The sequence below is a fragment of the Streptomyces sp. NPDC051218 genome (assembly GCF_044455475.1).
In the GTDB taxonomy this organism is placed as follows: domain Bacteria; phylum Actinomycetota; class Actinomycetes; order Streptomycetales; family Streptomycetaceae; genus Streptomyces.
Map to the genome: position 1 here is coordinate 435,308 of NZ_JBITEU010000010.1, position 26,320 is coordinate 461,627.

Consider the following 26,320-nt stretch of genomic DNA (forward strand, 5'->3'; position numbering starts at 1 on the left):
AAGCGATACAGGGCGATGCGTTGCCGGTGCGGGGTCACAACACCCGCACCGGCAACGGCTTCACGGCCCCCCGCAGCGCGGCGGCAAGCTCCTCGTACTCCGCCGCACGCGCGGCCCCCGTACGCATCGCGAGCGCGATGCGCCGGGTCGGCGCCGGGTCCGCGAAGTACCCGGTGAGCAGCTGATTGCTGCGGCTGGTCTCGACGCGGACGGCGGTGCGCGGAAGCAGCGTCACGCCGAGCCCGCCCGCCACCAGCTGTACGAGCGTGGAGAGCCCGGCGGCGGTCGTGGTCACCGGGGCGTCCGCGCGCCCCGCCTCCCGGCAGATGTCCAGGGCCTGGTCGCGCAGGCAGTGCCCCTCGTCGAGCAGCAGCAGGTTCAGCTCGCGCAGGGCGTCGCGCGGGATGCCCTCGCGTCCGCCGAGCCAGTGGTCGAGGGGCGTGACGAGCACGAAGTCCTCGTCGAACAGGGGGAGTTCGCTGACGCCGGGCATGCCGAGCGGCACGGCGAGGAGCAGCAGGTCGAGCCGTCCGGCACCGAGGCCCTCGATCAGCGAGGACGTCTGCTCCTCGTGCACCTGAAGGTCCAGATCCGGGTACTTCTCGTGGACGAGCCCGATGAGCGTGGGCAGCAGATAGGGCGCCACGGTCGGGATCACGCCCAGCCGTAGCGCACCGGTGAACGGCGCGCGCACGGCGTCGGCCTCCTCCATCAGCGCCCCGACCTCGTCGAGCACGGCCCTGGCCCGCACCGCGAGGCGTTCGCCGGCCGACGAGAGCAGCACCTTGCGGGTCGTACGTTCGAGCAGGGTGACACCGAGTGTCTCCTCCAGGGCGGAGACGGCACCGGAGAGCGCGGGCTGGCTCATCCCTATTGCTACCGCCGCGTCCCTGAAGTGCAGATGTTCGGCCACGGCCGCGAAGGCGCGCAGCTGCGCCAGGCTGGGTTGCTTGCCCCTATTTATGGCTTGCACTGATAGCCACCTCCGATCAACGGGACAGAGTGTAGCTATTTCCCGAATCAATGCACTCTGTGCCACGATCGACAGCAGTCCAACCCCCTGGAGCCCCTTACCGGGGTTCCTATGCTGCAAGGAGAGTCCGTGCTCACTGTCGGTGACAAGTTCCCCCAGTTCGATCTGACCGCCTGCGTCTCGCTGGAGAAGGGCGCTGAGTTCAAGCAGATCGACCACAAGACCTACGAGGGCAAGTGGAAGATCGTCTTCGCCTGGCCCAAGGACTTCACCTTCGTGTGCCCGACCGAGATCGCCGCCTTCGGCAAGCTGAACGACGAGTTCGCCGACCGCGACGCCCAGGTCCTCGGCTTCTCCGGTGACTCCGAGTTCGTGCACCACGCCTGGCGCAAGGACCACCCGGACCTCACCGACCTGCCCTTCCCGATGCTGGCCGACTCGAAGCACGAGCTCATGCGTGACCTCGGCATCGAGGGCGAGGACGGCTTCGCGCAGCGCGCCGTCTTCATCGTCGACCAGAACAACGAGATCCAGTTCACGATGGTGACCGCCGGTTCCGTGGGCCGTAACCCCAAGGAGGTCCTCCGGGTCCTCGACGCGCTCCAGACCGACGAGCTCTGCCCCTGCAACTGGACCCAGGGCGACGAGACCCTCGACCCGGTCGCGCTCCTCTCGGGCGAGTGAACGGAAAGGTACTGACATGGCACTCGACGAACTGAAGTCCGCCGTACCGGACTACGCCAAGGACCTGAAGCTGAACCTCGGCTCGGTCATCGGCAACTCGGACCTGCCGCAGCAGCAGCTGTGGGGCACGGTGCTCGCCTGCGCGATCGCCTCCCGCTCCCCGAAGGTGCTGCGCGAGCTGGAGCCCGAGGCGAAGGCGAACCTCTCCCCCGAGGCGTACACCGCCGCCAAGTCGGCCGCGGCCGTCATGGCGATGAACAACGTCTTCTACCGCACGCGCCACCTCCTCTCGGACCCGGAGTACGGGACGATGCGGGCCGGCCTGCGGATGAACGTCATCGGTAACCCGGGCGTGGAGAAGGTCGACTTCGAGCTGTGGTCGCTCGCGGTCTCCGCGATCAACGGCTGTGGCCAGTGCCTCGACTCGCACGAGCAGGTGCTGCGGAAGGCGGGCGTGGATCGCGAGACGATCCAGGAAGCCTTCAAGATCGCCGCCGTGATCCAGGCGGTCGGCGTCACGCTGGACTCCGAGGCAGTGCTCTCCGAGTAGGACGCGCTGTCCCGTGCGAAAGGGCCCCTCCGACCACTGGTCGGAGGGGCCCTACGTGTGCCCGGTCTACTCGGCGGTGCGCTCCCGCTCCACCGGAGCAACCTCCACCGCCGTCGCCCCCCGCGGCTGCGGCGCCTGCTTCAAGGCGGCCTCGCGTGAGTACGCCCGCAGATAGCCCACCACCGTGTTCGTCACGGCGACCAGCGGCACGGCCACCACCGCCCCGCCGATCCCGGCGACGAGCCCGCCCGCGGCCACCGAGAGCACCACGGCCAGCGGATGCACCCGTACGGCACGCCCGAGGATGAACGGCTGGAGGATGTGCCCCTCGATCTGCTGCACGGCGAGGACGACCACCAGGGTCATCACACCGGTGAAGACCCCCTGGGTGACCAGGCCCACCACCACGGCGAGCGCGCCCGAGATGACCGCACCCACCAGCGGGATGAACGCGAAGAGGAAGATGAAGACGGCCAGCGGCACCGCCATCGGCACCCCGAGGAAGTAGATCCCGAGCCCGATGAAGATCGCGTCGATCAGGGCCACTATCACCGTGCCGCGCACATAGGCCGTCAGCGTGCGCCAGGCACGCGGCCCCGCGCCCGCGATGCCGGGCCGCGCGGGCGCAGGGACCAGCTTCAGGACCCACTGCCAGATGCGCTTGCCGTCGTACAGCAGGAACAGCGTCGAGAACATCGCGAGGAGGATGCCGGTCATGGTCTCCACGATGACGGTGACCCCTTCGAGCCCCGCCGTCGTCAGCTCCTCGGTGTTCGCGCCGACCGCGTCCCGCAGGCTCTTGGCGATCTCGTTGATCTGATCCTCGGTCACATGGAACGGGCTGTTCAGGAGCCAGTTGCGCAAGTCGTCGATGCCGTCCTGGAGCTGGCTGGAGAGCGTGTCCGCGTTCTCCATGACCTGCCAGACGACGAACCAGCCGACGAGCCCTATGACGACGAAGCCGAGTACGGCCGTGAGGACGGTCGCGAGCCCTCTGGGCAGACCGAGCCGTCTGAGCCGGGCCACCGTGGGCTGCAGCATCGCGGTGACGAGCAGCGCCGCCACGAAGGCGAAGACGACCAGCTGCACGGCGCTGATCACCTTCATCAACACCCAGAGCGTGCCCGCGAGTACGAGAAGGCGCCAGCCGGCCTCGGCCGCGACCCGCATCCCCCACGGCACGGCGGCGACGGGGTCGGGCCGTGCCGCTATGTCCGGGGCGTACGCGGGTGGCGCGGGCACCACCGTCTCCGCCTCCTGGGGGGCCTCGTCGGAGGGGTCACCGGCGGACGACCGTCGCGAGCGCCCGGCGTCGTCCTCGAAGTCGTCGTCCGACCGGGAACGCTCGCTCCTGCGCTCGCTCAACTGAGACAGTCCGTCTCCGAGCCGGCCGATCCACCCTGGTACTCGCGACATGATCCGTCCTCTTCCCCCGTCTTTCCGCGCCACTCCCCCCTGGAGTTGTCGGACTGACCGTACACGGCTGAGACCCCCCACCGAAGGACGGTGAGGGGCCTCTGAAGGTTGAGCGTGGAGCGGCTCAGTACCAGTTGTTCGCCTGCCAGAAATCCCAGGCTCCGCACGGGCTTCCGTAGCGGTCGTTCATGTAGCCGAGGCCCCACTTGATCTGCGTGGCGGGGTTCGTCTGCCAGTCGGCTCCGGCCGAGGACATCTTGGAGCCGGGGAGCGCCTGGACGAGGCCGTACGCACCCGAAGAGGGGTTGCTGGCCTTGTAGTTCCAGGTGGACTCGTGGTTGACGATGTTGCTGAAGCACTGGAACTGGTCACCGGGGACCATCTGCCGTGCCATCGCCTGGACCTGCGAGACGGAGTACGAGGACTGCGGGGCGAAGTCCGAGGCGTCGCGCGCGGAAGAACGGCTGGCCTTGACCTCCGTCTTCTCCTCGCGCTCCTTCTTGGCGGCCGCCTTCTCGGCAGCCTCCGCCTTCTCGGCGGCCTTCTGCTTCGCGATCGCCGACTCGGCGGCCTGCTTGCGGGCCGCCTCGGCCGCGGACTTCTTCGCGGCCGTGTCGGCGGCCATGGCCTGCGCGTCGGCCTGCTGCGTCAGGGACGCGGTCTGCACCTGGGCCTGCTGACCCGCGGGGATGTCTGCGAGGAGAGTCGCGTCGCTTGCCGTCGCCTCGAAGTCGTTGTCATTCGAGGCGCCCGGGGTGCTGCCCGAGGCGACACCGACGACAGCGCCAACAGTGGTGACCGCGGTGGCGGATGCCACGGCGAATCCCCGGACCGAAATCCGGCTCACACGGTTTCCTTCCAGCATCGCCCGCTAGGTGACCTCGCGGACGCAATCTTGCCCCTTGCGCTGGCCTCCACTTGGTATCGGTCACGGGAGGCACGGGCCCGATGGGCAACCCCCGTTACGGGAGCGCCTCGTGGTGCTCGGGCGGCATGCGACGGCCACTATGAAGTTCTGGTGTTTCCGGTTTGCGGTACCGCTGGGGGTACAGGTGTGTCGCATGCGGGGCCTGACAGGACCCAGACTCTGCCCCAGCCGGACGCCGCAAGGCAATTCCCCGTTGCGTGTGAAAGCTCACACCTCGTTTGCCCCAGCAGTTTTTCGGAAAAGGGCGAACGCCAAGACGCCGCCCGGCTAAGCTCCTTCGCTTCGCCGGGCGGCGCCAACTCCCCTGCAACCAGGGTGAACTCGGTCAGATCGAACCGTCCTCCAGCATTTCGGTCACGAGGGCCGCGATCTGCGAACGCTCGGAGCGGGTGAGCGTGACGTGGGCGAAGAGCGGATGCCCCTTCAGCTTCTCGACGACGGCAACTACCCCGTCGTACCGCCCCACTCGGAGGTTGTCGCGCTGGGCGACGTCATGAGTGAGGACGACACGGGAGTTCGCCCCGATCCTGGACAGAACGGTCAAAAGAACGTTCCGCTCCAGGGATTGGGCCTCGTCGACGATCACGAACGCGTCATGCAGCGAGCGCCCGCGGATATGGGTGAGCGGGAGCACTTCGAGCATGCCGCGCGCCGTCACCTCCTCGATGACCGCCTTGCCCGCCACCGAACCGAGCGTGTCGAAGACCGCCTGGGCCCAGGGGCCCATCTTCTCGGCCTCCGTGCCGGGCAGGTAGCCGAGCTCCTGCCCGCCCACCGCGTACAGCGGCCGGAAGACCATCACCTTCTGGTGCTGGCGGCGCTCCAGGACCGCCTCAAGTCCCGCGCAGAGCGCGAGAGCCGACTTGCCGGTGCCCGCCCGGCCGCCCATCGACAGGATGCCGATGTCCGGATCGAGCAGCAGATCCAGCGCGATGCGCTGCTCCGCACTCCTCCCCTTGATGCCGAAGGCCTCACGATCGCCCCGTACGAGACGGACGTTGCCGTCGGCCGTGACACGGCCGAGGGCCTTGCCCTTCTCCGACTGGATGGTGAGGCCCGTGTGGACGGGCAGATCGGCCGCCTCGGGGACGTACAGGGTCTCTTCCTCGAAGAGGAGGTCCACCTGTTCGCCGGAGAGGGTCAGTTCGGACATTCCGGTCCAGCCGGAGTCCGTGATGGCGAGTTCGGCGCGGTACTCCTCCGCGAGGAGACCGACCGAGGACGCCTTGATCCGCAGAGGCAGATCCTTCGACACGACGGTGACGTCGTATCCCTCTGCCTGGAGGTTGCGCGCTACGGCGAGAATCCGTGAGTCGTTGTCCCCCAACCGGTAGCCGGCCGGAAGCACGCCGGGATCGGAGTGGTTGAGCTCGACGCGCAGCGTGCCGCCCAGATCGCCGATCGGGATCGGCGCGTCCAGGCGACCGTGCCTGACCCGGCAGTCGTCCAGGAGGCGCAGGGCCTGCCGGGCGAAGTAGCCGAGTTCGGGATGGTGCCGCTTCGCCTCGAGCTCCGTGACCACGACGACGGGCAGCACGACTTCGTGCTCGTCGAAGCGGTACATGGAGTTCGGGTCTGCGAGCAGAACGCTGGTGTCGAGAACATAGGTGCGCCTGTCGGGCATGCGGCGCTTTGTGCTGGTCACCACGGAAGGACGTACCCCCTCGGATGAGGTCGGGGAGCGACGGGAAGGATGCCGGGAGAAGTCCGGACCGGTCTCGTGCCGCAGTGCGCGGGCCGAGCTCCGGCCCTCCACTTCGCCCGTACTCACCGCACGGTCGTCCTGGTGCAAAGGGCCTCCCGGGCGGACGGCCCCATGCCGCCCGCTGAGATACGACATCCGTGAATCGGATGTCGACCTGGAAGGCTTATTCCCTCGAACAAGCGCAGCCATGCCATGGCATATGACGGCGCGTCCATGAACTCTGGGTTACTCGCGCCTCACCGACGTGAGCACCTCGCGTGCCGCGTGGGGCGTCAGCCGCCGTAGCGCCGGTGCCTGGCCGCGTAATCACGCAGCGCACGCAGGAAGTCGACCTTGCGGAAGGCCGGCCAGAAGACTTCACAGAAGTAGTACTCGGAGTGGGCCGACTGCCAGAGCATGAAGCCGGAGAGACGCTGCTCACCACTCGTTCGGATCACCAGGTCGGGGTCCGGCTGGCCCCGGGTGTAGAGGTGCTTGGAGATCAGGTCGACGTCGACGGTCTCGGCGACGTCCTCCAGGCTCGTGCCCTTCTCCGCGTGGTCCAGGATCAGCGAGCGGACCGCGTCGGCGATCTCCTGCCGGCCGCCGTAACCGACGGCCACGTTGACCAGTATTCCCTTGTTGCCGTGGGTGGCCTGCTCGGCCTCCTTGAGGACGGCCTGGGTGCGGGCGGGAAGGAGGTCCATCGTGCCCACGTGGTGCACGCGCCAGCGGCCGTCGGCGGCGAGGCTGCGGACCGTGTCCTCGATGATGCCGAGCAGCGGGATGAGCTCCCGCTCGGGGCGGTCGAAGTTGTCGGTCGACAGCATCCAGAGGGTGACGACCTCGACGTCCGTCTCTGCGCACCAGCCGAGGAACTCCTCGATCTTGTACGCGCCCGCCTGATGGCCCTGTTCGGTGGTCCCGCCGGACGCCTTCGCCCAGCGCCTGTTGCCGTCGAGGATGACCCCGATGTGCTTGGGCACCTGATCGTGGTCGAGGCGGCCTTCCACCCGGCGTGCGTAAAGTCCGTACACCAGGTCGCGCAGGTTCACTTCTGTCAGCCCCTCCATGCAGATGGCAGTCCCCGAAGGCGAAAGCCTACCGCTGTGAGGGCGGGGTTCCGCCCTGGGGGGACGCGGGCACCGGCCCCGCAAGATCCCTCGCTGAAGTAGCTTCGTACCCATGAACGACACGTCTCTGTACCGAGCGGCAACGGACCGTTACGACGCCATGGAGTACCGGCGCACGGGCCGCAGCGGCCTGAAGCTGCCCGCCGTCTCCCTCGGCCTGTGGCACAACTTCGGTGACGACAAGTCCCTGGAGAGCCAGCGCGCGATCCTGCGCCGCGCCTTCGACCTGGGCGTCACCCACTTCGACCTGGCGAACAACTACGGCCCGCCCGCCGGTTCGGCCGAGCTCAACTTCGGCAAGCTGTTCGCCCAGGATTTCGCCCCGTACCGCGATGAACTGGTCATTTCGACCAAGGCGGGCTACCTCATGCACCCCGGCCCGTACGGCGAGTGGGGTTCGCGCAAGTACCTGCTGTCGTCCCTGGACGCGTCGCTGAAGCGGATGGGCGTGGACTACGTCGACATCTTCTACTCGCACCGCTTCGACCCCGAGACCCCCCTCGAAGAGACGATGGGCGCGCTCGCGTCCGCCGTCCAGCAGGGCAAGGCGCTGTACGTGGGCGTCTCCTCCTACAACAGCGAGCAGACCGCCGAAGCGGCGCGGCTGCTGCGGGAGATGGGCGTGCCCGCGCTCATCCACCAGCCCTCGTACTCGATGATCAACCGCTGGACCGAGGACGACGGCCTGCTCGACACCCTTGAGGACGCGGGGATGGGCTGCATCTCGTTCGTGCCGCTCGCGCAGGGCCTGCTCACGAACAAGTACCTGAAGGGCATCCCCGATGGGTCGCGCGCCACGCAGGGCAAGTCGCTCGACCCCGACCTCCTGAGCGAGGAGGTCGTACGCCGCCTCAACGGCCTGAACGACATCGCGGCCCGCCGCGACCAGTCGCTCGCGCAGCTGGCGCTCAACTGGGTCCTGCGCGACGAGCGGATGACCTCGGCGCTGATCGGCGCCTCCAGCGTGAAGCAGCTGGAGGAGAACGTGGCGGCGCTTGCGGGACCGAAGCTCACGGACGAGGAGCTCGCCGAGATCGACACGTTCGCGGTGTCCACGCCCGGCACCAACATCTGGGCCGGGCGGGGCTAGGCCTGGCGGGGCGGGTCCTGGCGGAACGCCTCAGCCCGCGTATCCCTGCCCCGGGGCGGGGGTGCGCGGGCGCTTGAACCAGGCGCCCGCGGCCCCCTGACTCAGCAGGATCACGAGCGCGATCGAGCAGCCGACGAGGATGAGGGCACCCGGGCCACCCCCTCGGCCAAGGGCACCGAATCCCACCAGGATCTGCACACTGCTGAGCACGATCGACGCGACACGCTTCCCGTGGCCCGGCAGGTGGTACCAGAAGGCCAGGACGCACAGCGGTATCAGGAGGAAGTTGCCCCCGAGAACCGCGCCTGCGACCCGAGGCCCGTACAGCACGCCGCCGAGGACGGAGCCGAGCAGGCACATCCCCGAGAGCACCCAGATGATCACCTGCGCGGCGCGGACGCCGCCCGGCATCTTCTGCGGCGGGACCGGACCGTAGCCATACCCGTACCCGTAGCCGTAGCCGTTGTAGGGGTCTTGCGCGGGGCCCGTGTAGCGGGGCAGGCCCGCTTGGGGGTTCTCATGCGGGGACGGTGGCGGAGGGGACTGGTTCGACATGTCCCTGACCATATCCGGCACAAAAAAATCGGGCCGGTCCATGGGGGGGAGATGGACCGGCCCGAGGGGGGGTTTCCACCATAACCCTTCGTAAGGGATGCCGCCCACATCGGCGTGCCACAACTACTCTCCGAAACCGCCCGACAACTCCGCGACCCTGCTCTGCCACCGGATTTTGGCCCCCGGCGACAAATTTCAGCCCCGTATGGCGGTAGCCCACAGGAGGGACGGAGGCAGGGCGCGCCCTTGACGCGGCGGGCGGGTGGGGTGCTTGACGCAGTGGGCGGGTGGGGCGCTAGCTTCGGCTCGCATGGCGTCGCTTCTTCTGCCGAGCGGTCGGGCCCTCCCCCTGGAGATCGCGGACTCCCCCGGTGCGCGGAGACGCGGACTGCTCGGCCGGGACGGGGTGACCGGGGCCCTGCTGCTGACCCCGGCGAACAGTGTGCACACCGTGCGGATGCGGTTCGCCATGGATGTGGCTTACCTCGACCGGGGGCTACGGGTGCTCGCGGTGCGGACGATGCGTCCGGGGCGGATCGGGCGCCCCCGGCTGCGGGCCCGGCACGTGCTGGAGGCGGAGGCCGGGGCGATGGCGGGGTGGGGCGTCGGCCGGGGCGCGCGGCTGCGGGTGGAGTGGACCGGGAGCAGGCCGGGAGCAGGCCGGGAGTAGATGGAGGAAGGCGCGCGGGGCCGCGCAGCCCCCTCCGCCGCGCGGCACCGCACACGTGGCTTTGCTCACGCGAATTCGCCTTGGTCTGAACTTACGTGATGCGTGGCCTCAGATCGAGCCGGTGGCGATAACGATGCGGAATCAACGCCGCCCGTTCCGGGATCACTTGGCTAACGATCGGCGCGCCACGCAACCATCAGTGGCGTTTTTTCGTCAGGCGACTTTGCCCGACTTCTTGCAATCCCTGTTGGCCACCAGCTCCTGCATGTGCTCGTCGCCCCACACACCCAGCGGGATCAGCGCCTCGTTCAGGGACAGGCCCAGGGGGGTCAGCGAGTACTCGACCTTCGGCGGCACCTCCCGGTACACCTCGCGGTGCACGATGCCGTCGGACTCCAGCTCGCGCAGCTGCTGGATGAGCACCTTCTCGCTGATGCCGGTGATGTTCCGGCGGAGCTCGCCGAAGCGCATCGTCGTGCCCGAGTACAGCGCCCAGAGGATCATCGGCTTCCACTTGCCGCCGACGACGTCCACGGCAGCGTCGAGGCCGCAGGCATACAGCGTCTTGCCGACCTTGCCGCTTCCCGTGACGCTCTCCCTGGCAACCCCCGTGCCTTCTATGACGCTCCCCGAATCACCCTCCGCGCCGCTCTTCGGCATGGTCCACTCCTCGTGTCCGCAGAGCCACTGACTGGATCGAGAGTACTGAAGGGGAACGCCGATGACCGGGGCCGTTGTTTCATGGAGCGCCGCCAACGCCCGTCGCATGGAGCGGCAGTTCCTGCGGACACCGGCCAAACCGGGCCAGGCGGGGGCAGGCGAGGTGGTCGACGCGATGCTTGCCGCGCAGGCACAGGTGATGTCCGCCGCCGAGCTCTCGGTGGGGTTGCGGATGGACGGGGCGAACCGGCAGGACGTACGGGATGCGCTGTGGGGCGACGAGCCGAGCCTGGTCAAGACGTACGGGCCACGCGGCACGATCCACCTGCTGCCGACTGCTCAACTCCCCATGTGGACAGCCGCGTTGTCGGCGATCCCGGGTGGAGCGAGCCCTTTCAAGGCGGGCGACCGGCTGACTCCTGCCCAGACGGAGGAGATCGTGAGCGCGATCGGAGAGGCGCTCGACGGGGCCCAACTGACCATCGACGAGCTCGGTGACGAGGTCGTGGCGCGTACGGGGCCCTGGGCTGGCGATCTGGTGATGCCCGCCTTCCAGGGGATGTGGCCGCGCTGGCGCTCGGTGATGCATCTGGCGGGCCACCGCGGGGCGTTGTGCTTTGCGCCGAACCGGGGCCGCAAGGTGACGTACACGCGCCCGCCCACGTCCGACTCCGGGGAGCCGGAGCTCTCCGCCGAGGAGGCGACGGCGCGTCTGGTACGACGCTTCCTGTACGCGTACGGCCCCGCGACGCCGGCCCAGTTCGCCAAGTGGGCTGCCGCGCCTGGTGGTTGGGCGAAGGACGTGTTCGGGGGGTTGGCGGCTGCCGGGGAGATCGAAGGAGTGGAGATGGGCGGGGGGCCGCCAATGTCGTCGGCGCCCGCTTCGGCGTGGGTGGTTGCGGGTGACGCGGAGTTTCCCCGGGAGCCAGGCGAGACAGAGGAACTGGTGCGGGGAGTGCGGCTGCTGCCGTATTTCGACGCGTACGTGATCGCCTCACACCCGCGTGAGCGGCTCTTCCCGGGCCGGGCCTACGAGCGGGCGCTGGCCGGGGGCCAGGCCGGCAACTTCCCCGTGATGCTGGTCGACGGGGTCGTCGCGGGAGTCTGGCACCAGCGCCGCTCCGGGCGAAGGCTGACGGTCACGGTGGAGCCACTGGGGGCACTGAACGCGGCCCAGGAGCGGGAGCTCGCGGGGCAGGTGGAGCGGGTGGGGGAAGTGCTGGAGGGGGCGGCGGAGTTGGTGGTGGGCGAGGTGACGGTAGGAGCGCACGCCTAGGTCGTCGTACCTGGTCGTGCCCCCAGTCACGCCTCAGCCGCGCCCCAGCCGCGCCTTAGTCCTGCCTAGTTGTCGGTCGTGCCGTCGAGCATCTCGCGCAGGATGTCCAGGTGGCCGTTGTGGCGGGCCGTCTCCTCGGTGAGGTGGAGGAGGATCCAGCGGAGGTCGACGTAGAGGCCGTTGCGGATGGTCCGCTGGGCCTGCTTGTCCAGGGGGTTCCCTGCGACCAGTTCGCGGTAGCGGGCGCTCTGTTCGGCGTACTCGTCGAGCAACTGCGTGAGCGGGAAGTCGACGGCGATACGCATCTCGCGGTCGGGGTCCTCGTCCGTCATGGGGGCCTGGTCTTCCTCGCCGAGGAAGATCACCTGGAACCAGTAGTACTCGACCCAGCGCAGATGGTTGATCACTCCGCTCATGGTCATCAGCGGCGAACCCGGCAGGAGCGCCTTGCGGGCGTTCTCCGCGGAGACGCCGTCGCACTTGGCGCGGGCGGTCCCCCGTGCGTAGTCGAGGAATGTGGTGAGCTGGGTACGGTCGTCCCAGGCGGGCGGCGTGTCGTTGATTCTGGTCATCGCGCGAAGCTTCCCTGATCACCCTGACCGCTGTCGAGGGATTAAGGGATTAATCGAGGTGGCGGGCGCTGTGTGGGTGGGGGCGCTGCGGCTGCGTGGCGTGGGGCGGCGCTACGGCTGGGTGGCGTGGCGCCGCGGTCGTCCCCGCGGTCGTCCCTGCGGGGCTCAGGCCTAGGTCACGCCTAGCTCACTCCTAGGCCGTCCGCCCGGACGGTCAGCTTTTCTTGCGGGCGTCGAAGAGGTGACGCGTGCTGTGGGCCACGAACGAGCCCTCAGCCTCGATCTGGTCGTGCAGTTCCCGCAGCCGCGACCAGTACCGCTCCACCGAGAAGTCCGGCACCATCCACACGACCTTCCGCAGGAAGTGGATGACGGCCCCGATGTCGTAGAACTCCATCCGAAGCCGCTCGGCCCGCAGGTCGACGATCTCCAGGCCGGCGGCCTCCGCGTCGGCGCGTTCGCCGTCGGGGTGACGCCCGTTCCGTACGTGGTCGGGCTGGGGTCCGAGGAAGTACTCGACGACTTCGAAGACGCTGGCGGGGCCCACGTGCTGGGCGAAGTACGTGCCGCCGGGGCGCAGCACGCGTGCGATCTCGTCGAAATGTGCCTTCACCGGATGCCGGCTCGTGACCAGGTCGAAGGCCTCCGCGGCGAAGGGCAGCGGCGCGTCCTCCGGCGAGGACACGACCACCACGCCCCGCGGATGCAGCAGGGCGGTTGCCTTGGCGACGTTCGGCGCCCACCCCTCCGTGGCGACGGCGAGCGGCGGGAGCGAGGGCGCGGAGGCGAGGACCTCACCGCCGCCGGTCTGGATGTCGAGGGAGGCGGTGGCATGCCCGAGCCGCTCCCCCATGGCGTGGGCGTACCGCCAGGAGGGCCGCTGCTCCGAGGCCCGCCCCTCGAACCAGGAGAAGTCCCAGCCTTCGGTCGGGGCCGACTCGGCTTCCGCCACAAGTGTGTCGAAACTACTCATGGACCGATCTTCGCATCGCACGGGGCCGGAGCTCGCGCCCATTACTCCGGCTGCACGGCGTCCCGGCTGCCGGGCGCCACGACAACGAGGAGGGAATGGAGGACCTGCTGCGGCCGTATCGGCGAGGGAGACCCCGAGCGCATCGCCGAGCCGTACGCCGCCGGCGCCGACTGGAAGCTGGACTGGCCGGAGGACGAGCACGGCCGGGCCGCGACGCCGTGGATCCGCCACCGCGCCACACGCGTCGACGCCGCCGCCCACTATCGCGAGCTTGCCGAGCACCATGTGCCCGGGGAGGCGGCGACCCAGGTGGAGCACATTCTCGTGGACGGCGGCGACGCCGTCGTACTCGGCGAGATCCGCCAGACCGCTCGGTCAACGGGCCGCGCCTCGCGGTCGCGCAGGCCTTCGGGGAGGGGTAGGCGAGCCCCCGGGGATGAGTAAAGCGGGGGCGCTGCAACGGAGTTCGTCCTACCGTGGCGCGATGAGCGACGACGATCTTGCGACGCAAGTGCGGCTGCGACCCGTCCGTGAGGAGGATCTGAATCTCCTCGACCGGTTCCTCACCGACCCGGAGGCCTGCGGGGAGTTCCAGTGGCAGGGGTGGCGGGACCCCCGCACCTTCCGGCGGCGCTGGGAGGACGACCGGATGCTCGGCGACGACAAGGGCACGCTGATGGTCGTCTCGGACGCCGAGCGTCTCCGTTCCGAGGGTGACGAGCCGCTCCGCTCCGGTGATGAGGCACTCGGCTTCGTGGCGTGGCGGAAGGTCGTGACCTTCCGGACCTCGTACTACTGGAACGTCGGCATCCAGCTCCTGCCGGAGGCCCGTGGCCGCGGCGTCGGCACGCAAGCCCAGCGGCTCCTGGTGCGGTACCTCTTCGCGCACACCCCCGTGACGCGCATCGAAGCGGAGACCGATACCGACAACACCGCCGAACAACGAGCCCTGGAGAAAGCGGGCTTCACCGCCGAGGGCGTCTCCCGCAGCGTGCTCTTCCGGGACGGTCAGTGGCGGGACGGGGTGCGGTACGGGGTCCTGCGAGGGGATTTGGGGTGAGGAAGGGTGAGGGGTGAGGGGTGGTGGCACCATGGGCCGTCAACTCGCGCTTATTCAGGCTTAATTAGGACACCCCTAGGGTCCGATCATGACCACAGAAAGCCAGCAGCCGAAGCAGCAGCCGCAGCAGCCGATGGACGTGTCGGACGCCTCGGCCGTCACCTTCATCAACATTTTCGAGATCGCCCCCGAGGACGTCGACGCCTTCGCGGAGAAGTGGGAGCAACGGGCCGCCATCATGAGCAAGCAGTCGGGCTTCATCGACACCCGGCTGCATCGCGCCCAGTCCCCCGATGGCCGCTTCCAGCTCGTGAACGTTGCCCACTGGGAGAGCCAGGAGGCCTGGGAAGCGGCCACTGCCGACCCCCAGTTCGCGAACCGCGCGAACGCCGCCCGCGATTCCGCGGAGACGCCGGTCACGGCGAACCCGGGGCTCTACGACGTGGTCGTACGGTTCCCTTGATCCGCTGGGCCCCGCAGCGGCTCGCGTGGCCCGTTCCAGGCGGGTGAAGGCCGACCGGATCTGAATTCGCTCCGGGCCGCCCACCACACCTCGGAGCCGGTGACCGTGCCTCCGGCGGGCCAGGCCTCCGCTGCCGTCGGCAGCGGCGGGAGGCTTGGGGACGCGGACCACCATTCCCGTGATGACCTGCCCGAAGCGCAGCCCCTCTCGGATCCTCTTCCACTCGCTCTTACTGGGCTCACTGGCCTGGCCGTGTGGTCCGCGGGCAGGGGGCAGGGGGCAGGGGCACGGTCCGCGCCTAGCTCTGCGTACCCGCGTCGGAGCCTTCTGCCGTTCCCCTCGGGAACGTGACCTCGACTCGGCGGTTCTTCTTGCGGCCCTGCTCGGAGGTGTTGTCCGCGATCGGATAGTCCTCGCTGTAGCCGCGTACGGAGTACGTGACTTCGGGGCCCAGGTAGCTCGCCAGCTTGTCGTGCACCGCTTCCGCGCGCTTGCGGGACAGGGTCTTGCCGTGGCTGTACGAGCCGAGGTTGTCCGTGAAGCCGAACACCCTGACGTTCGTCGCCTTCTGCGCCTTGGCCTCCTCCGCGATCGCCTTGATACGGGCGTTGGCCTCCGGATTCAGCTTGTTGCTGTCCTTGGGGAACAGGACCTCGGCCTGCAGGGCGAACTTGACGTCGGTGTTGGTGTCCTCGCGGCGTTCCTCGCCGCCGAGGTCTTCGACCACGGACTTGATGTCCAGGACCTTCGCGGGGGCGAGGGTCGCGCCGTCGGCGAGCTTCAGGCCGGGGCTGTTGGAGTCGACCTCGGGGGGTGGGGATGTGGTGGTGCTGCCCGGGGGGGCGCTGGGGTCTTCGTCGTCGGCGTGGGCGGGGGTGCCGGTGAGGAGGACCAGGGCCGTGAGGGTGAGCGTGGCTGTCGCGAGGGTGCGTGATCGTGGGTGGGCCATGGGTCACTCGCCCTCGGAGAGTTCGATGGCAGCCGGGGCCATCCCGCCCACTTGGAACGTCAACTTGTTCGTCCCCTCCGGAGGGGCGGGGAACTGCGCGAACCAGTCGACGGTGTTCCCCGAGTCGATGCCGCCCTCGAACTTGGTGCAGAGGCAGCGCCCGGAGGTGTCTCGCAGGACCAGGTACCGCTTCTTCCCCTCCTCATCCACCAGGCTGGCACCAGCGATGGAGCCGCCGTTCTTCTGCAACTCCTTTTCATCTCCGCGCCATTGCCCTCCGGTCCATAGACCACCAGAGGTGTTCGTCACCTTGCCTGCAACGGTAAGAAAGCCGCCCTCATCACGCTTGGCAGAGTTGATTACCAGCGTCACCCCGTCCCCCTTGGATTCGGCCAGCGTCTCGTCGGCGGGGGGAACCTGCGACTCCTTCTTCTCACCCCCACCGTCGTCGCTCTTTGTTGGCGCGGAGGGCTTGGAATCCTGGTCGGACTTGTCGTCACCGCCACCGCCGCCGCAGCCAGCGACCGTGAGGACCAGCCCAGTAGTGATCGCCACAGCGGTCATCGCTCTGCGAGTCTTCATGGTGCGCCGAATGTTCATCGCTACGGCTTCCTTCTTTCGTCGATCGCTGTGTCAGTCGGCCAAGTGCACGGAGAAGAGAGCAGACGCGTCCGGCAGATCCTCTAGATCGAAGTCTTCAGGATCGATCTCGAAGGAAGCTCCGCCGTCACACTCGAACTCCACTTCCTTCTCCGGGTCGGAGGCAGGGGTGATGCCGCAGCGCGGCTTGATGACCGCAGTCGCCGACGCCTTGGCGTGCTGGGACTCCGTACCGGGGATGATCGAGTCGCCCACGGTGTAATTGGTCTCGATCTCTACCCGGTAGCCCGGGTATCCGTTCACTTCTTCCGGACCGAAGCCAGTGACAGCCGAGTCGTTATCAGCGGCCAACGCGTCAGCCGCCTCTTGGGCCCCCTCACCGGTGAACTTGTCGCCGTCCAGCCAGTCGAGCCAAGCGTCACCGTCACCAATGGCCTGCCCCAGTCCATCGACCAGTTCATCCCTGGAGTCCTGCGCAGCAGCCAACGCTGCTGCATCGGCCGAAGTTTGCGCGCCGTTACGCGCCGAAGCCGCTTGGGCAAACGCAAAGAAGGCGAACGCAACGAAAAGCAGAATCCCCGTCATCCAGATGTAGATGGGGAGAGTCTGCCCGCGATCGCTTCGCAGGGAGGGGCGGGGTGTCACCCGCCGATTACGTCGCCCACCGCGTTGCCAATTGCCGTGGAGATCTTGTTGTCCAGGGCCAGACTGTCGATCAACGTATAGATCCCCGCGATCAAAATCATCAACCCCGCATACTCCACAAACCCAGCCCCCGCATCCCGCCCCTTCCCCCGAACCCGGGAAGCAACGGTCACCGTCCAGTCGATCCAGACTCTGAGTACGCGATCCTTCAGCACGACGGCCCCTTCTCTCCCACCCGATACCCGCACTGCTGGCGCAACCACTTCCGACGCCGCTGTCGTCATAGGCAACGTACGCGAGATCTTGTGACCCAACAGCCACTCTCCGCAACCAATGCCTTCTGTTACGCGGAAGTTGGCGAGTTCTCTTCCCCGGGGGCGAGGTCATCACGCACCCCGGGGGTGTGCGGTGGAGGTCCTTGGTGGGGCCGGTGGTGGTTCCTTGCGTTTCACGACTTCCCCTCCCGTGAATACCGTGAACTCACCTTTTGCAAAGGTTGGTAGGGCGAGCAGGGCTCGGCTGGGGCCGTCCCCGGGGGCACCGCAACCCTCCCACCCTCCGGGCGACTGTCCCATAGTTGGTTGCAGGCGCGAAGGGGTTTGGGGCAGTGGCTTGATACCGGCGTTTGTCTCGCTGCTCCGCGAACCGGTCATGGCGTCCTCACTTCCCCAGGATCGAGCCGAAGTCCGAGCCCGAACCGAGAAACATCCCCGCCGCGATCAGAATCATCGTGGCCGGAAGCATGAACACCAGCGTCACCATCGTCGCCTTGGGGATCGTTTTCGCCGCCCTGCGGCGGGAGTTCTGGGCGTCCGTGCGGCGCATGTCCGTTGCCAGTTGGATCAGGGTGTCCGCGATCGGTGAGCCCAGTTCCTCGCCCTGCTGGAGCGCCGAGACGAACTGGGAGACCTGTTCGGAGGCGTTCCTGCGGCGGAGTTCGTCGAAGGCCTGGCGGCGGCTCACTCCCATGTCCATCTGGCGGAGGGTGATGCGGAGTTCGTCCGCCCAGGGGCCCTCGTAGCGCTCCGCCACGCGGTCGAGCGCCTGGCGGAAGCCGAGGCCCGCCGAGACCACCACCGCGAGGACGTCCAGGAAGTCCGGCAGGGTGCGGTCGATGACCTCGCGGCGTTCCCGTATCGCCTGCCAGATCAGCCCGTCCGCCGCCGTCACTCCGAAGGCGAAGGTCAGGAGGCCGAAGAGGGATGAGCCGTTGGTGAGGAAGACCAGGGCCATGACCGTGCCGAAGATGCCGTACACCGCTCTGCGTGCCGCGTAGCGGTCGATCGTCAGGCCTCCGGGATTGCCTGCCATGTCTATCTTGCGGCGCTTGGCGTCCACGCGTTTCGGGCCCATCAGGCGCAGGACCAGTGGCGCGAAGCGTATGCCGAGGCGGTCCACCGCCGAGCCCGCCGTCGAGACGCGGGTGGCGCCCACCTCCAGGGCGATCGCCAGGTCCGAGGGGAGTTTCGCCTCCGCCCGGTACATGCGGATGCCCTGGCACACCCCGGCCACCGCCAGGCCCATCACGGCCGCCATCGCCAGACCGAACACGTCGACCGCTCCCTACACTTCGATCTTGCCGAGGCGCCTGATCACGAAGAAGCCCACCGCGTACAGGCCGAGTGAAATCAGGATCAGCATCTGGCCCATCGGGGAGCCTGTCACCCTCGCCAGTGCGCCCTCGTTGGAGGAGTTGATGAGGAGCAGCGAGCCGAGGCCCAGGAGCGGGACCGTGAACGCCGTCGCGTGGACCTCCGAGAGCATCGTGCGGACCTCGCGTCGCGTCTCCTTGCGGTCCTCCAGGGTCTGCGTGAGGTTGCGGAGGGAGTTCACCACCGAGCCACCCGCCTTGTTGGAGAGGACCAGGGTCGTGACGAGGACGATCAGTTCGCGGGACGGGAGGCGCTGCGCCAGTTCGCCCAGCGTGTCGTCGATCGAGCGGCCCAGCGTCAACTGGTCGGCCACCATGGACAGTTCCTCGCCCGCCGGCGCTTCCAGTTCCTCCGCCGCCATCGCCAGTGATGTGCGCAGGGCCAGGCCCGCCGCCGTGGCGTTCGCCAGGATGCGTGCCACGTCCGGGAGTTGGTTGATGAAGGCCTCGATACGCTTCTGGCGTTGCCAGTTGAGGAAGACCACCGCGCTCCAGACCGCCACCAGGCCGGCGATCGGACCGAAGAAGGGGGCCAGTGTGGCCGCCGCCATCAGCCAGAGCGCGGTGACGACGGCCACGACGTAGACGAAGAATTCGCCCGCCGTCAGGTCCAGGCCCGTCGCCGAGAGGCGCAGTTGGATGGAGCGGCCCAGGCGGGTGCGGCGCAGACGGCGGTCGACCGCGCCGAAGCGCCTGCCGCGGCCCGAGGTGCTCCCGGTGCCGGGGCCGATCGCCAGGCGGTCGACCAGGGCCTGGCGCTGGGCACGGCCGGACGCGTACGCGTGGACTCCCGCGACGGCGAGCGTGCCCGTCAGGATCGTGGCGCCCAGGGCCAGGAGGGCGGCTTGGTTCTCCATCAGCCGATGGCCTCTCTCGTGTTCAGTACGTCGATGGCCTGGGCCACACCGAAACCGGGCGGCACCGGCTCTCCCGCGACGTACAGCCGCTCGGCGACGGAACGCGGAAGGGGCAGGTGCTCGAAGTAGCCGTGCACGCGGCGGTCCAGGCCGTTGCCGCCCGGCTGGTGCGGCACGAAGCGGGTCGCCGGGGCGATGCGGAACTGTTCGCGGCCGTGCGAGACGAGCAGGACGATCTCGGCGACCTTGCGGGAGCCGTCCGCGTGCCTGGCCAGCTGGACGACCACGTCCACCGCCGAGTTGATCTGGTCCTTCAGCGCCTCGAAGGGGATCTGCACCTCCGACATCGAGCCGAGGGTCTGCAGGCGCATCAGGGCGTCCTCCGCCGTGTTCGCGTGGACCGTGGCGAGGGAACCGTCGTGGCCCGTCGACATGGCTTGCAGCATGTCGAGGGTCTCGCCGCCGCGGACCTCGCCGACGATGATGCGGTCGGGGCGCATACGCAGGCTGTTGCGGACCAGGTCGCGGATGGTGATCTGGCCCTTGCCCTCGACGTTCGGGGGGCGGGATTCGAGGCGGATCACGTGGTCCTGCTGGAGTTGCAGTTCGGCCGAGTCCTCGATGGTGATGATGCGTTCGTGGGCGGGGAGGAGGCCGGAGAGCGCGTTGAGGAGCGTCGTCTTCCCGGAGCCCGTTCCGCCGCTGACGATGATGTTGAAGCGGGCCCGTACGAAGGCGGAGAGCAGGAGCAGCATGTGCTCGTCGAGCGAGCCGAGGCTGATCAGCTCGTGCAGCGTGTACGCGCGCGGGAAGCGGCGGATGGTGAGCGTCGCACCGGTGAGCGCCAGCGGGGGGATGATCACGTTCACTCGCTCGCCGGTGGGCAGGCGCGCGTCGACCATCGGGTTCGACTCGTCGACGCGGCGGTTGACCGTGGAGACGATGCGTTCGATGGTCTGCATGAGCTGGTCGTTCGACGCGAAGCGGAGGGGGAGCTGTTCGACGCGTCCGGCGCGCTCGACGAAGATCGAGTCGGGGCCGTTGACCATGATCTCCGTGATGGAGGCGTCGGCGAGGAGCGGTTCCAGTACGCCGAGTCCCAGCGCCTCGTCCACGACGCGGCGGATGAGCTGGGAGCGTTCCGAGGTCGAGAGGACAGGGCCCTCACGGCTGATGATGTGGCCCATGACGCGTTCGAGGCGGACGCGGCGGTCCGCCGCGGTGAGGGACGACATCTCGGCGAGGTCGATCTCTTCCAGGAGCTTGGAGCGGTAGACGGCCACGAGGCTGTCGTCGCGGCTGGGGTCGTTTCCCTTGCCGTGGTCGTTCGGGGTCGCTATGCGGTCGCGGAGGCTCATCTGTTCTCTCTCAGCTCCCGTCTTCGTCGTCGTCGTTGGGCATGGTCGCCGACTTCGTGACGGACCAGCCATCCACGAAGGGGAGCAGCGTGGGGACTTGGACGGTGACGTCGGCTTTCGTCGTGTCGCCGCCGCCGCTGATGACGACCCCGGCGTCGAGGCTTCCGTCCATCGCCGCGAGGCCCGCCGCCTCGCCGCCCTCGCCCTGGGATGCGACGCGTGCCGCGGCGCGGGCGCCTGATCCTGCTTGGTTCACCGCGTAACCGACGAGGCCCAGTTGGATGGCGGCCAGGCCGATGAGGAGCAGGATGGGGAGGAAGCCGGCGAATTCGAGCATGGATACGCCTCGGTCGTCGTCGAGGCGCTTTCTCTTGCGCAGGGGGTGCCGGGTCCGCTCCTGGCTCTGCGGGTGCCGAACGCTTCGGCGTCGGTGGTTCAGCCCGGCCGGCGGTTGCGGACGGACTCGGCGAAGCCGGTGACCGGCGGTACGCGGCGCTGCCGGGTTACCCATCACCGTCCTCGCCCTCCTTCGCCGCGCCCGCCTCCCCGCTCACGCTCCACCCCGCGTCGACCCCGGGGAAGAACAGCGGTACGTCCGCGTCCACGTGGGCCTTCCACACCGTTCCCTCGTCGGTGCAGGCCACCTCCGCGCCCTGCCACGCCGACGGCAGGTGCTCCTTCGCCGCGGCCTCGCATGCCGCCGCGCCGCCCTCCCCCACCGCGTACGCCGCCGTCGCCGCACGCGCGGCCTCGTCCGCCGCGTTTCCCGCCAGGGAGAAGGTGTAGCCGTACAGCGCGCACTGCCACAGGAGGCCCATCACGGCGAGCAGCAGCGGGAACATCCCGGCGAACTCCAGGGTTACGGCGCCCCGGTCGCTCTGGTGTACGGCCGCGGCCCGCTTGCGGAGCGTCAGCCGCTTGGACCCGGTGGACGCCGCCTCCGGCTCCACCAGGCCCAGCTCGCCCGCCAGCGCCCACAGCGCCTGCTTCACCGAGGACTTGCTGTCCAGGTCCTGCATGCGGCCCGCGTCGACCGCGCCCTGCAGTTCCTTGAAGTTCGCGGGGACGGTGGTGCGGGCCACGCGGGTCCCCGTCACCCTTTCCACCAGGGAGGGCTGGATCTCCGCGCCCTTGCCGTGGCGGTTGACGACGGTGAGCGTCTCCTCCGCCTTGCGGATCTGGAGGCGGTCCCACAGGCGGACCATGCGCTTGGCGGCGCGTACGGAGACGACGTCCGGGGTGACGAGGAGGATCGCCTGGTCGGCGAGTTCGATGGCCGCCGCGCTCGCCCCGGTGACGTACGTTCCGCAGTCGACGAGCACGACGTCGTAGCGGCTGCGCAGGGCGCCGAGCGTCTGGCGGGCCACCCGGTCGGTGATCTCCTCGCCCCGCTCGCCCTCGCCGGGGGCCAGGAGGAGGCCGATGCCGGTCTCGTGGGTGTAGACGGCGTCCTGGAGGACGCGGGGGGTGATGTCGGTGATCGACGCGAGGTCGGCGATGGAACGGCGGAACTGCACGTCCAGGTACGAGGAGACGTCGCCGGCCTGGAGGTCCAGGTCGAGGAGGGCGACGCTGCGGCCGGACGCCCTTGCCGCGAGAGCGAGTTGGACGGTGGCGAGGGTGGTTCCCACGCCTCCCTTGGCCCCGCTGACCGCGACGACGTGGCCGCCGCCCGGGGTCTCCCCCGGCCCGGCGTAGAGCTCTATGCCGGCGCTGCCCAGGTGCCTGCGCATCCCCGCCGACCAGGCGGCCGCCGCGTGCACCCGCTCGGCGAGGGCGTCGTACGCGAGGGGGAAGCCGACGATGCCGCGGGCGCCGGAGTCCATCGCGGCGGTGAGGAGGGTGGGGCTGGTGTCGGCGGTGATGAGGATGACGCCTACCGCGGGGAAGCGGAGTACGAGGTCGCGGATCAGGTCGAGGGCGGGGACGGGGCCGATGCGCTCGTGGATGATGACGACTTCGGGGAGCTCGTCGAGTGACTCCGCGGCGAGTCTTGCCAGGTGGTCGAGCAGGGCGGTGGAGTCTGCGACGGGCAGGGCGGGTTCGGCGTCCGGCAGCTGTCCCGTCAGCGTCGACAGCGCGCGGGCCGCGTCCAGGTCCCCCACGGCGGGCAGGATCCGGGTCGTCATACGGCCTCGCCTCCCGGCAGGGGCTGCGGGGCGCCTGCGGCGGGCTGGACGTCCTGGGTTTTACCCCCCGGGAGTAGGCCCACCTCGCCTGCGGCGGGCTGGACGTTCCTGGTGCTTCTACCCGGCGGGGGGCGCCTTGCGCCTGCGGCGGGCTGGACGTCCCGGCCACTGTCACCCCGCAGTTGGTGCCGCCGCACAGGCTTTTCCCGCCCACCCACCCGATTGCCCCGCGGGGTAATCGGGTGGGTGGGCGGGAAGGATCCGCCGCGAAGCGGCGGCGCAGGGCACCTGCCCACATCGCAAGCGAAAGCCCCGCCGCGCAGCGGCAACCCAGGAGCGTCGCCCCCCGCGGGAGCGGTACGCCGTGGTGTAGATGTGTGGCACATCCGCAGGCCCCCTACTTGTCCTCGTCGAGTGTGTATGTTCGGTCGCCCCGGGGGATGGCGGGTTCCTCGCCCTGGCCTACCAGGGCGAGGCGGACGTGGGTCGCGAACGACTCCGCGTACGCCACGCGCTGCGCGTCCGCCGTGTCCAGGGCGAACGTGATCGGCACCGCTTCCGTCGCCGTACGACGGCTGCTGCGGTCGTCCTGGTCCGGGTCCAGCGCCGTCAGCTTGCCCACGTCGATCACCTTCGCGGACTCGACGATGACCTTCGACTGGTCCTTGGCGTTGTCGGTCTCGGCCTTGAAGGTGGCGTAGATGTTGACCGTCGCGCCGGGCGTGATCTTGCCCGCCACGCCCGTCGCCGCGTCGATCATGATGGCGATCTCCTGCTGACCCGGATCGAGTTCGGGGCGGTCCACGATCATGTCCGTCTGGAGCAGCGAGCCCTCCCGCAGCTCCGTCACCGCGATCTTGCCGCGGACCTGGCGGAGGTCGGTGACGGCGTTCTCCGATAGCCAGCGCTCCGGCATCTCGACCTTCTCGAACTGGTCCACGCTCAACTCCTTGTAGGGGGCGATGTCCCCCTTGAGCTTGTACGCGGCGACCTCGGGCCCCACCTTCGAGTTCACGTCCCGGATCACCGAGAGGACGCCCGCGAACGCGCCGAACGCGGCCAGGACCGAAAGGACCAGCAGGATGACGCCGCGGCGCTGGCGTGAGTTCATGAACCGGACTACCTCGATCGAGTGCGGACGGCTACGGACAGTGAGCGGGATGGCGCGCGTTCAGTTCGGGCAGTGCACAGGGTCGGGGTTTGGTGCTACGTCGCGCCTCGTGGCAGCAGCGCCCGTACAGGAGAAGCGGAGGCGGAGACACGGGCCGCGGGTGCCGGCGCCGCGCGTTCCGGCGGTGGCAGCAACGGCGCGGCGCAGAAGCCGCAGCGGTCACCGATGAGTTCGAGCCCGCACCAGTGGCAGTCGTCGCGGCGGACGGACGACACCAGTTGGTAGAGCACGGAGATGTCGGGGATCGCCGCGGCGAACTCGACGAGCTTGCCCGTCGCCCACCACCGCGCGGACTCCCCCGGAAGGCGCGCCTCCGCCACCCCCTGGGTCCGCCAGGCGGGGGCGAGGGCTTCGGTGACCCAGTCGGATCCCAGTTGCCCGGTGGCGTACAGCAGCTTCGTGCCGAACCCGGGGCCGGGGAGCATCGCGTCCCCCGTCACCTTGATCAGCTCGGGCCGGGGAGTCGCCAGGACGGCGAACTGGGTGCTCGGCATCCATGACTTGGCGTGGGACTGGAGCGTGACCGGGACCCGGTCCAGCTTCGCCACCGAGCCGAGCAGCGCGCCCGCGTAGATGTAGTGGGAGAGGAGGCGGGCCGCCGAGGCGAGTACGCCGGGGCTGAAGTCGCAGATGGAGAGCTGGCGGAGCTGGAGCGCGAGGACCGCGAGGCCGAGCGGCGGCAGGTCCGGGCGCAGGATGGCGATGCGGTCGCTCTCCAGGACGGAGCGGATCGCGTGCATGCGCTGGACCAGGGCGGGCGGCGCCGACGCGGGACAGAGGACGATCACATAGCCGTGGTGCTCGATGAGCGTGTGCATCTCGGTGAGCGCCTGGTCGAGGGAGTACGTCCGCGGTGACTGGACGGCGCTCTGCAGTACGGCCGCGGACGGGGTGTGCCGGTCGGGCGACGGCAGCACCAGGTCAGGGCCGGTGACGGCTATGGCGGTCGGCATACGCACACCCCCCGGTCTTCGTGCACTTCTGCCTCAGCACCTTATCCAGGTCATCGCCACCTCAACACCCAACTTCCCACTGTTCACGCAGAGGTTGGCCGGACTCGCGGGGCCCGGGTGGCGTGAGAGGCGGCCTCAGAGGTGTCACCGGAGCTGTCGTCAGAGGTGTCGTGAGAGGTGTTGTCAGAGGTATTGACAACCCTGATTGGTCTGGACCAGCTTGTACGACCAAGAACGCCCCCACAGGAACACTCCGAAAGCCCCAACTCCCCCCACCGGAGGCAGAAGTGGACCACGCACGCGGCAGGACTCGCAGGAAGGCAGGGTCCGTCATCGGTCTGACAACGGCACTCGCCCTCGCGCTCACCGGCCTGCTCACCGGCGGCGCCGACAGCGCCGACGCCGACACCCGCGCCGTGCCGAAGCACGCGGTGACGGGCTACTGGCAGAACTTCGACAACGGCGCCACGGTCCAGAAGCTGAGCGACGTACAGGACGAATACGACATCATCGCGGTCTCGTTCGCGGACGCGACCGCCACACCGGGCGAGCTGGCCTTCAACCTCGACTCGGCCGGGCTCGGCGGTTACACCGTCGACCAGTTCAAGGCCGACATCAAGGCCAAGCAGGCGGCCGGGAAGTCCGTGATCCTCTCGGTCGGCGGCGAGAAGGGCGCGGTGTCCGTCAACGACGGCGCGTCGGCGACCGCCTTCGCCGACTCGGCGTACAAGCTCATGCAGGAGTACGGCTTCGACGGCGTCGACATCGACCTGGAGAACGGGCTCAACGCGACGTACATGTCGCAGGCCCTGAAGTCCCTGTCCGGAAAGGCGGGTTCGGGGTTCGTCCTGACCATGGCGCCGCAGACGATCGACATGCAGTCGACGTCGAACGAGTACTTCAAGACGGCGCTCGCGGTGAAGGACATCCTCACCGTCGTCAACATGCAGTACTACAACAGCGGTTCGATGCTGGGCTGTGACGGCAAGGTCTACAGCCAGGGCTCGGTCGACTTCCTCACCGCGCTCGCCTGCATCCAGCTGGAGGGCGGCCTCGCCCCGTCCCAGGTCGGCATAGGCGTCCCGGCGTCGGCGAAGGCGGCCGGCGGCGGTTACGTATCGCCGTCCGTGGTGAACCAGGCCCTCGACTGCCTGGCGAAGGGCACCAGTTGTGGTTCCTTCAAGCCGTCCAAGACGTACCCCGACATCCGGGGTGCGATGACCTGGTCGACGAACTGGGACGCGGCGGACGGCAACGCCTGGTCCAAGGCGGTCGGCCCGCACGTCCACGGGCTGCCGTAGCCGGCATCCGCCCGTCGTT

Annotated in this window: 28 protein-coding genes and 1 pseudogene; 9 read left to right on the forward strand and 20 right to left on the reverse strand. The window is 68.9% G+C overall.

The genetic code is table 11. The features are described from left to right. Positions 1-34: 34 nt before the first annotated feature. On the reverse strand, positions 35-973 hold the full coding sequence (locus tag ACIBCK_RS29980) for a LysR substrate-binding domain-containing protein (RefSeq protein ID WP_399395248.1): 939 nt from the start codon (positions 971-973) through the stop codon (positions 35-37). A gap of 129 nt (positions 974-1,102) precedes the next feature. Here ACIBCK_RS29980 and ACIBCK_RS29985 point away from each other — a divergent pair, with 129 nt between their 5' ends. Together ACIBCK_RS29985 and ACIBCK_RS29990 are read left to right on the forward strand one after the other, a co-directional pair. Continuing rightward, positions 1,103-1,657, forward strand: a complete 555-nt coding sequence (locus ACIBCK_RS29985) for a peroxiredoxin (RefSeq protein ID WP_399395250.1) — start codon at positions 1,103-1,105, stop codon at positions 1,655-1,657. A gap of 16 nt (positions 1,658-1,673) precedes the next feature. Continuing rightward, positions 1,674-2,207 carry an alkyl hydroperoxide reductase gene (locus tag ACIBCK_RS29990; RefSeq protein ID WP_399395252.1) on the forward strand — a complete coding sequence of 178 codons (534 nt, stop codon included), beginning with the start codon at positions 1,674-1,676 and terminating at the stop codon, positions 2,205-2,207. Positions 2,208-2,273: 66 nt separating this feature from the next. On the opposite strand, the gene ACIBCK_RS29995 is transcribed toward ACIBCK_RS29990, so the two are convergent. The 4 genes from ACIBCK_RS29995 to ACIBCK_RS30010 form a co-directional block, all read right to left on the reverse strand. Further along, entirely contained in the window at positions 2,274-3,623 is a 1,350-nt protein-coding gene (locus ACIBCK_RS29995; RefSeq protein WP_399395253.1) for an AI-2E family transporter, read from the reverse strand. A 124-nt stretch (positions 3,624-3,747) separates the two neighbouring features. Beyond that, entirely contained in the window at positions 3,748-4,488 is a 741-nt protein-coding gene (locus tag ACIBCK_RS30000; protein WP_399395254.1) for a lytic transglycosylase domain-containing protein, read from the reverse strand. 388 nt (positions 4,489-4,876) lie between these two features. Further along, positions 4,877-6,199, reverse strand: a complete 1,323-nt coding sequence (locus tag ACIBCK_RS30005; RefSeq protein WP_399395256.1) for a PhoH family protein — start codon at positions 6,197-6,199, stop codon at positions 4,877-4,879. Positions 6,200-6,528: 329 nt separating this feature from the next. Beyond that, complete coding sequence (locus ACIBCK_RS30010; RefSeq protein ID WP_367049210.1) at positions 6,529-7,290, reverse strand: isoprenyl transferase; 762 nt, start codon at positions 7,288-7,290, stop codon at positions 6,529-6,531. 130 nt (positions 7,291-7,420) lie between these two features. Between ACIBCK_RS30010 and mgrA the strand changes: the two genes are divergently transcribed. After that, positions 7,421-8,458: an L-glyceraldehyde 3-phosphate reductase gene (mgrA, locus tag ACIBCK_RS30015; RefSeq protein WP_399395258.1), complete on the forward strand. Its 1,038-nt coding sequence runs from the start codon at positions 7,421-7,423 to the stop codon at positions 8,456-8,458. Between the two features lie 30 nt (positions 8,459-8,488). Here mgrA and ACIBCK_RS30020 read toward each other — a convergent pair whose 3' ends face one another. Then, positions 8,489-9,013, reverse strand: coding sequence for a hypothetical protein (locus ACIBCK_RS30020; protein ID WP_399395260.1), 525 nt, complete (start codon positions 9,011-9,013; stop codon positions 8,489-8,491). A 310-nt stretch (positions 9,014-9,323) separates the two neighbouring features. Between ACIBCK_RS30020 and ACIBCK_RS30025 the strand changes: the two genes are divergently transcribed. Continuing rightward, a complete protein-coding gene (locus ACIBCK_RS30025) occupies positions 9,324-9,683 on the forward strand; it encodes a DUF192 domain-containing protein (RefSeq protein ID WP_399395262.1) in 360 nt (119 codons plus the stop codon). 213 nt (positions 9,684-9,896) lie between these two features. Here ACIBCK_RS30025 and ACIBCK_RS30030 read toward each other — a convergent pair whose 3' ends face one another. Beyond that, positions 9,897-10,343 (reverse strand): winged helix-turn-helix transcriptional regulator, encoded by a 447-nt coding sequence (locus tag ACIBCK_RS30030; protein WP_399395264.1) that lies wholly within the window; start codon positions 10,341-10,343, stop codon positions 9,897-9,899. Positions 10,344-10,404: 61 nt separating this feature from the next. Here ACIBCK_RS30030 and ACIBCK_RS30035 point away from each other — a divergent pair, with 61 nt between their 5' ends. Next, a complete protein-coding gene (locus tag ACIBCK_RS30035) occupies positions 10,405-11,619 on the forward strand; it encodes a winged helix DNA-binding domain-containing protein (protein ID WP_399395265.1) in 1,215 nt (404 codons plus the stop codon). A gap of 65 nt (positions 11,620-11,684) precedes the next feature. Here the strand turns inward: ACIBCK_RS30035 and ACIBCK_RS30040 are convergent, their stop codons facing one another. Both ACIBCK_RS30040 and ACIBCK_RS30045 read right to left on the reverse strand, forming a co-directional pair. After that, positions 11,685-12,191, reverse strand: a complete 507-nt coding sequence (locus ACIBCK_RS30040) for a DinB family protein (RefSeq protein WP_399395267.1) — start codon at positions 12,189-12,191, stop codon at positions 11,685-11,687. Between the two features lie 214 nt (positions 12,192-12,405). Then, positions 12,406-13,164, reverse strand: coding sequence for a class I SAM-dependent methyltransferase (locus tag ACIBCK_RS30045; protein WP_399395269.1), 759 nt, complete (start codon positions 13,162-13,164; stop codon positions 12,406-12,408). 66 nt (positions 13,165-13,230) lie between these two features. Between ACIBCK_RS30045 and ACIBCK_RS30050 the strand changes: the two are divergent. From ACIBCK_RS30050 to ACIBCK_RS30060, 3 genes and pseudogenes are all read left to right on the forward strand, one after another. Beyond that, a pseudogene (locus tag ACIBCK_RS30050) lies at positions 13,231-13,566 on the forward strand (ketosteroid isomerase); the annotation flags it as partial. Between the two features lie 82 nt (positions 13,567-13,648). Continuing rightward, the gene (locus tag ACIBCK_RS30055; RefSeq protein WP_399395272.1) at positions 13,649-14,224 is read left to right on the forward strand and encodes a GNAT family N-acetyltransferase; all 576 of its coding nucleotides are present in this window, start codon (positions 13,649-13,651) and stop codon (positions 14,222-14,224) included. Positions 14,225-14,312: 88 nt separating this feature from the next. Then, the gene (locus ACIBCK_RS30060; RefSeq protein ID WP_399395275.1) at positions 14,313-14,687 is read left to right on the forward strand and encodes an antibiotic biosynthesis monooxygenase family protein; all 375 of its coding nucleotides are present in this window, start codon (positions 14,313-14,315) and stop codon (positions 14,685-14,687) included. A gap of 298 nt (positions 14,688-14,985) precedes the next feature. On the opposite strand, the gene ACIBCK_RS30065 is transcribed toward ACIBCK_RS30060, so the two are convergent. The 11 genes from ACIBCK_RS30065 to ACIBCK_RS30115 all read right to left on the reverse strand — a co-directional run bounded on the left by ACIBCK_RS30065 (position 14,986) and on the right by ACIBCK_RS30115 (position 25,000). Continuing rightward, positions 14,986-15,636, reverse strand: coding sequence for an OmpA family protein (locus ACIBCK_RS30065; RefSeq protein ID WP_399395276.1), 651 nt, complete (start codon positions 15,634-15,636; stop codon positions 14,986-14,988). Positions 15,637-15,639: 3 nt separating this feature from the next. Further along, positions 15,640-16,236, reverse strand: coding sequence for a hypothetical protein (locus ACIBCK_RS30070; protein WP_399395278.1), 597 nt, complete (start codon positions 16,234-16,236; stop codon positions 15,640-15,642). 33 nt (positions 16,237-16,269) lie between these two features. Continuing rightward, positions 16,270-16,881 (reverse strand): pilus assembly protein TadG-related protein, encoded by a 612-nt coding sequence (locus tag ACIBCK_RS30075; RefSeq protein ID WP_399395281.1) that lies wholly within the window; start codon positions 16,879-16,881, stop codon positions 16,270-16,272. Continuing rightward, positions 16,878-17,066 (reverse strand): hypothetical protein, encoded by a 189-nt coding sequence (locus tag ACIBCK_RS30080; RefSeq protein WP_367049207.1) that lies wholly within the window; start codon positions 17,064-17,066, stop codon positions 16,878-16,880. The genes ACIBCK_RS30075 and ACIBCK_RS30080 overlap by 4 nt, the downstream gene beginning before the upstream one ends. A gap of 475 nt (positions 17,067-17,541) precedes the next feature. Continuing rightward, positions 17,542-18,417: a DUF5936 domain-containing protein gene (locus tag ACIBCK_RS30085; RefSeq protein WP_367049205.1), complete on the reverse strand. Its 876-nt coding sequence runs from the start codon at positions 18,415-18,417 to the stop codon at positions 17,542-17,544. Positions 18,418-18,444: 27 nt separating this feature from the next. Then, entirely contained in the window at positions 18,445-19,389 is a 945-nt protein-coding gene (locus ACIBCK_RS30090) for a type II secretion system F family protein (protein ID WP_399395282.1), read from the reverse strand. Further along, the gene (locus tag ACIBCK_RS30095) at positions 19,389-20,747 is read right to left on the reverse strand and encodes a CpaF family protein (RefSeq protein ID WP_399395284.1); all 1,359 of its coding nucleotides are present in this window, start codon (positions 20,745-20,747) and stop codon (positions 19,389-19,391) included. The genes ACIBCK_RS30090 and ACIBCK_RS30095 overlap by 1 nt, the downstream gene beginning before the upstream one ends. Positions 20,748-20,757: 10 nt before the next feature. Then, positions 20,758-21,084, reverse strand: a complete 327-nt coding sequence (locus ACIBCK_RS30100) for a TadE/TadG family type IV pilus assembly protein (protein ID WP_399395286.1) — start codon at positions 21,082-21,084, stop codon at positions 20,758-20,760. A gap of 166 nt (positions 21,085-21,250) precedes the next feature. Beyond that, positions 21,251-22,876, reverse strand: coding sequence for a CpaE family protein (locus ACIBCK_RS30105; protein ID WP_399395287.1), 1,626 nt, complete (start codon positions 22,874-22,876; stop codon positions 21,251-21,253). Positions 22,877-23,273: 397 nt separating this feature from the next. Then, positions 23,274-23,987 (reverse strand): Flp pilus assembly protein CpaB, encoded by a 714-nt coding sequence (cpaB, locus tag ACIBCK_RS30110; RefSeq protein ID WP_399395289.1) that lies wholly within the window; start codon positions 23,985-23,987, stop codon positions 23,274-23,276. Positions 23,988-24,082: 95 nt separating this feature from the next. Next, positions 24,083-25,000: a hypothetical protein gene (locus ACIBCK_RS30115; protein WP_399395291.1), complete on the reverse strand. Its 918-nt coding sequence runs from the start codon at positions 24,998-25,000 to the stop codon at positions 24,083-24,085. 332 nt (positions 25,001-25,332) lie between these two features. Between ACIBCK_RS30115 and ACIBCK_RS30120 the strand changes: the two genes are divergently transcribed. Then, positions 25,333-26,301 carry a chitinase gene (locus ACIBCK_RS30120; RefSeq protein ID WP_399395347.1) on the forward strand — a complete coding sequence of 323 codons (969 nt, stop codon included), beginning with the start codon at positions 25,333-25,335 and terminating at the stop codon, positions 26,299-26,301. Positions 26,302-26,320 lie beyond the last annotated feature (19 nt).